At 42.1% G+C, this 4,159-nt stretch carries 3 protein-coding genes and 1 pseudogene; all 4 read right to left on the bottom strand.

All coding sequences use genetic code 11. The features are described from left to right. Positions 1 to 556: 556 nt before the first annotated feature. Positions 557 to 844 (bottom strand): annotated as a pseudogene (locus LC608_RS36310) (R3H domain-containing nucleic acid-binding protein); the annotation flags it as partial. 130 nt (positions 845 to 974) lie between these two features. Next, complete coding sequence (locus LC608_RS36305) at positions 975 to 2,933, bottom strand: bifunctional diguanylate cyclase/phosphodiesterase (protein WP_229558130.1); 1,959 nt, start codon at positions 2,931 to 2,933, stop codon at positions 975 to 977. 191 nt (positions 2,934 to 3,124) lie between these two features. Continuing rightward, complete coding sequence (locus LC608_RS36300; RefSeq protein ID WP_229558129.1) at positions 3,125 to 3,325, bottom strand: hypothetical protein; 201 nt, start codon at positions 3,323 to 3,325, stop codon at positions 3,125 to 3,127. Positions 3,326 to 3,535: 210 nt separating this feature from the next. After that, positions 3,536 to 4,036 carry an EAL domain-containing protein gene (locus LC608_RS36295; protein ID WP_229558128.1) on the bottom strand — a complete coding sequence of 167 codons (501 nt, stop codon included), beginning with the start codon at positions 4,034 to 4,036 and terminating at the stop codon, positions 3,536 to 3,538. Between the last annotated feature and the right edge of the window lie 123 nt (positions 4,037 to 4,159).

Raw genomic sequence — 4,159 nt, 5'->3', positions numbered from 1 at the left:
TTGGAAAGCTCTATAGCTCAATACATTTAGCTGCTCTTTTTTAACTTCAGCTTAGTTATCTTTATTTTCTTGACGCAAACTACTTGCTGTCTTTTCGCTTTCAAACTATAATATTTTCAAGGTTCGGCGTCCTTCGGTCGTCGCTCTAAACGCGCTCGTCTCTCAGGTGCTTATCCAATATAACGAGTGCAAATATTTTTGTCAACTATTTTTCCAAAATAATTTTGGGAAGTTTGTCAATGCAGATGTAATCCTTAAATTGCAAGGGTTTTACTATATTAAGTAAGCATTTCTGGAAATTTCTGGAGAAAATTCTGATTATAACCAACTTTGGTGTTTTGCTATCCAGGCTGCTTTTAAACTCGCTGTTGCATTGCTGACTACTTCCCATTAACTTCTTGACAAGTATGACTTGGTGAGGCTCATCTTTCTAAAATGCCACGGTCGTATTGAGCAAAACGGCAGTCATGGGAGTACCCTGAGGGTATCGGTATCAGCACCAACTGAAGTTCAGCCAGAAGAAAATTACTCCTCTAGTTTGACTCCAGGTGAAGCATCAAGCGGGAAAAATCCGCAAACGACGAAAAGGTTCTTCACCAAAGCTATGAGACTTGAGATGGTAGCGTTCAACCAGTTCGTGCTGCATTTCTCGCACTTTGGCAGAACGAGGTAGTAATTCTACTGGCTGACCTTTAGGAATTACAATCTGTTCTACGGCAAGTCTAGCTTCTTCAAGCGCATCAATTTGTGAGTTTCTGCCAGTAGAACCAAAGTGGCTAAGTTCGCGTTCAGCAGTTGTGTCAGCTGACTCCATACCCAACACTCGTCGCAAGGCATGGACTACACACAAAGTACAACTTAGAGATTCGGTTCATCAGGATAAATCCTGCTGTTGGAATTTAAACTCCTCTCCCCTTAAAAAATACTGTGACAAATAAATGGCTCAAAAAATTTCCAAACGTGTCTTAGAACCATCACCACTGAGGATTTGCCATAATTAATGCCGCAGTTTGAGAGCTATCTAATGGATGTGAAAAAAAATATCCCTGCCCATATTCACAGTTCAATTTTCTTAACAGTGCTAGTTGCTCTTCTGTCTCCACCCCTTCAGCGGTCACATTCACACCTAATTTGTGAGCCAATGTAATAATTGTCTCAACAATATCTAAATTTCCATCATCAATAATGCTGCCGCTAACAAAGGAGCGGTCTATCTTCAACTGATTAATCGGAAAGTTGTGGAGACGACCTAATGAGGAATAGCCCGTACCGAAGTCGTCAATTGCCAACTTAATTCCTAAATTTCTCAGTTGCCTTAGCCTGATAATGGCTTTATCGTTGTTTTCCATAATTATGCTTTCTGTAATCTCCATCATCAAACTCGATGCGGGGAGTCCAGTGTCTTGTAGTACTTGATTCGTGTGCTGTAGTAACTTTTCTTCACTGAACCTTGTACTACAAAGATTGACATTAATGGTCAAGGGACACTCACTCATCTCCCGACGGACAGAGGAGAATTGCTCTTGCCACTGCTGTACCTGACGACATGCCTCATGCAAGAGCCACCGCTCAATAGGGATAATTAGCCCGGTTTCTTGGGCAGTTGACATGAAATACTCTGGCAAAACAATGCCGTGTTTTGGATGTAGCCAGCGTACAAGCGCTTCAAAACCAGTTATCCTACCGCGACTGAGTGACACTATCGGTTGATAATAAATCCGAAACTCAAGAAGCTCAACGGCTCGGCGTAGATCGTTAACCAACTCCAAGTGTGCCATTGCTTGAATATGCATATCAGTGTTAAAAATTTCATAGCACGCCCTGCCTTGTGCCTTCGCTCGGTACATTGCAATATCGGCATCACGCAAGAAATCTTCTGGTTGTTTACAACCTGTTATGCTTAAGGCAATGCCAATACTGGCTGTAGTGGACACTTCGTGCCCGTCTAGAACCACAGTTCGTGCCAGATTATTTTGTATTCGCTCAACAACTGCTACCACTTCTAATACATTTTTAATTCCCACCAGTAAGATGATAAACTCGTCTCCTCCTAGCCGTGCAGCTATATCTGTAGAGCGCAAGCATTCTTGGAGCCTTTGAGCAACGGTTTGCAGTAATTGATCTCCAAATGTGTGTCCCAGGCTATCATTGATCACCTTGAAGCGATCTAGGTCTAGAAACAAGACAGCAAATAGATAATCTGAATGGCGTTTGGAATAATTGACCGCCTCTTTTAAGCGGTTCATAAATAAAGCGCGGTTTGGAAGCCCCGTCAGCACATCGTGAAACGCAAGGTGCAGCAGTTGTGACTTGGCGAGTTTACGCTCTGTAATTTCACTCAGCAATTGCTGATTTGCTTTTGCCAGTTCCTCTGTGCGTTTTCTCACTCCTTCTTCAGTTTCGCTAAGATTACGCAGCAACCAACGCCAGCCTACCAAATTGTTTTGTGAGTCATAGACTGGAGATGCCATGATACTAGCAGTCAAGGGCTTACTGAGCCGTGGTTTTAGGTCAAGTACCCACTGACTTTGCTGCTGCAAATTATTTATCACGGAGCTAAAGAGTCGGCGGTCAAGTTGAGCAATAAACAGAATTAATGGTTTACCTACCAGATATTTTTGGGGCACAGAGAACATGGTTGCTGCTGCATAATTAGCCTCTAGGATCTTTCCTGCGGTATTAGTTACTAAGTAAGCATCCGGCGTAAAATCGAATAATTCTTGGTAACGCTGGCGCTCTTTCTCTGCTATGGCTCTTGCTAGCTCTAACTCCTCGGAGGAAACCAATAGTTCTTCCACTGCCGTTTGGAGTTCATCAAAAGCAGCTATTGTTAGCTCTTGTTGTGAGTTCGGTTCGGTAGCAGTGCGCTGCCATATTCTCCGTACCCGTGAGCGCAATTGTTCTATTTGTTGGCTAAACTCATCTGCGTTCATGTTGCTTAAGCTGCAAAACTACAAAGTGTAAGTAGTGAAATTATTAAGTTATTAGTATCAATCTATACTAATAAATATGCCATCTGTAGTAGGATATACTTTTAGCACTTACGCACTGGCAATGCTTGCGGCGGGCGGAGCCGAAGCTGACTTTTAAAGACTCAAATCTTCCTCCTGCTGATGCTGTTCCCTTAACTGCTGCCCATAATCGAGTAGCTGCTGATTCCAATCGTCAGCTTTGCATTTGAGCCGCTTGGACTGTGGCAGTAGTTTCTTGACAACTCGTGCAGCAACTTAACTTCTCCTTCTTCCGAAGGCTCAAACGCCACCTGTACAGTAGGAATATTCTGCAATTGGTTCACTGGCAAGCTATTGGGGTTGTCTAGTGGCATATAATATACAGCGATCACGCTTTTGGGATCGCGCCTGTGACCTGATACTATAGCATGGCAATAAAACATGGCATCGATAGGAGAAAAACACAGCACCACTTTATAAACTTAGTTTGTTGGCTGTCCGCCCAAGTGGAAGTAAAACCAGCTCTCATGGCGACGAGTTCCTTTCTCATCTCTCTTGTGGAATTATTTGAATTTATCAAAACCTCACCATTGAAGATTTGCCATAATTAATGCTGACGCATCTGAGGTACCCAATGGAGGCGAGAAAAAATATCCTTGAGCATATTCACAGTTTAACTTTCTAATAAAAGCTAGTTGGTCTTTTGTCTCTACTCCTTCAACGGTCACGTTTATACCCAGTTTGTGTGCTAGCGTGACAATGATCTCAATAATTTCTAAATTTCTGCTATTAGTATCCATCGGATTGAGGAAGGATTTGTCAATCTTCAACACACTAATTGGAAAGCTAGAAAGACGGGCTAATGAAGAGTAGCCTGTACCAAAGTCATCAATTGATATTTCAACGCCCAACTCCCGAATTTGTGAGAGAGTAGCAGTTGTTTCATCGCCATTTTCCATAATTACGCTTTCAGTAATCTCTAGAATTAGAATGTTGGGGTCAAGACCAGTTGAGTGTAAAATATGCTCAATCTGCTTAATCAAATCCGATTGAGAAAACTGCTTAATAGAGAGATTAACAATCAATACTGCTCGGTTAAGGGAAAATAGATAACGGAATAAATCATAATTTGTTCGCGTGTAATCTACGAGAACAAAAACAACTAAAAAGGTTGCTTGTACCTGAAGGCACTCTCGAAAAATTTAATT

It is taken from the genome of Nostoc sp. XA010, from assembly GCF_020829625.1.
GTDB lineage: Bacteria > Cyanobacteriota > Cyanobacteriia > Cyanobacteriales > Nostocaceae > Nostoc.
This window is presented reverse-complemented; position numbering and strand designations above follow the sequence as displayed.

Excerpts from the sequence above, each read along its gene's own strand:
- LC608_RS36305 (WP_229558130.1), bottom strand. The coding sequence starts at position 2,933 with ATGAACGCAGATGAGTTTAGCCAACAAATAGAACAATTGCGCTCACGG.
- LC608_RS36300 (WP_229558129.1), bottom strand. The coding sequence starts at position 3,325 with ATGCCACTAGACAACCCCAATAGCTTGCCAGTGAACCAATTGCAGAAT.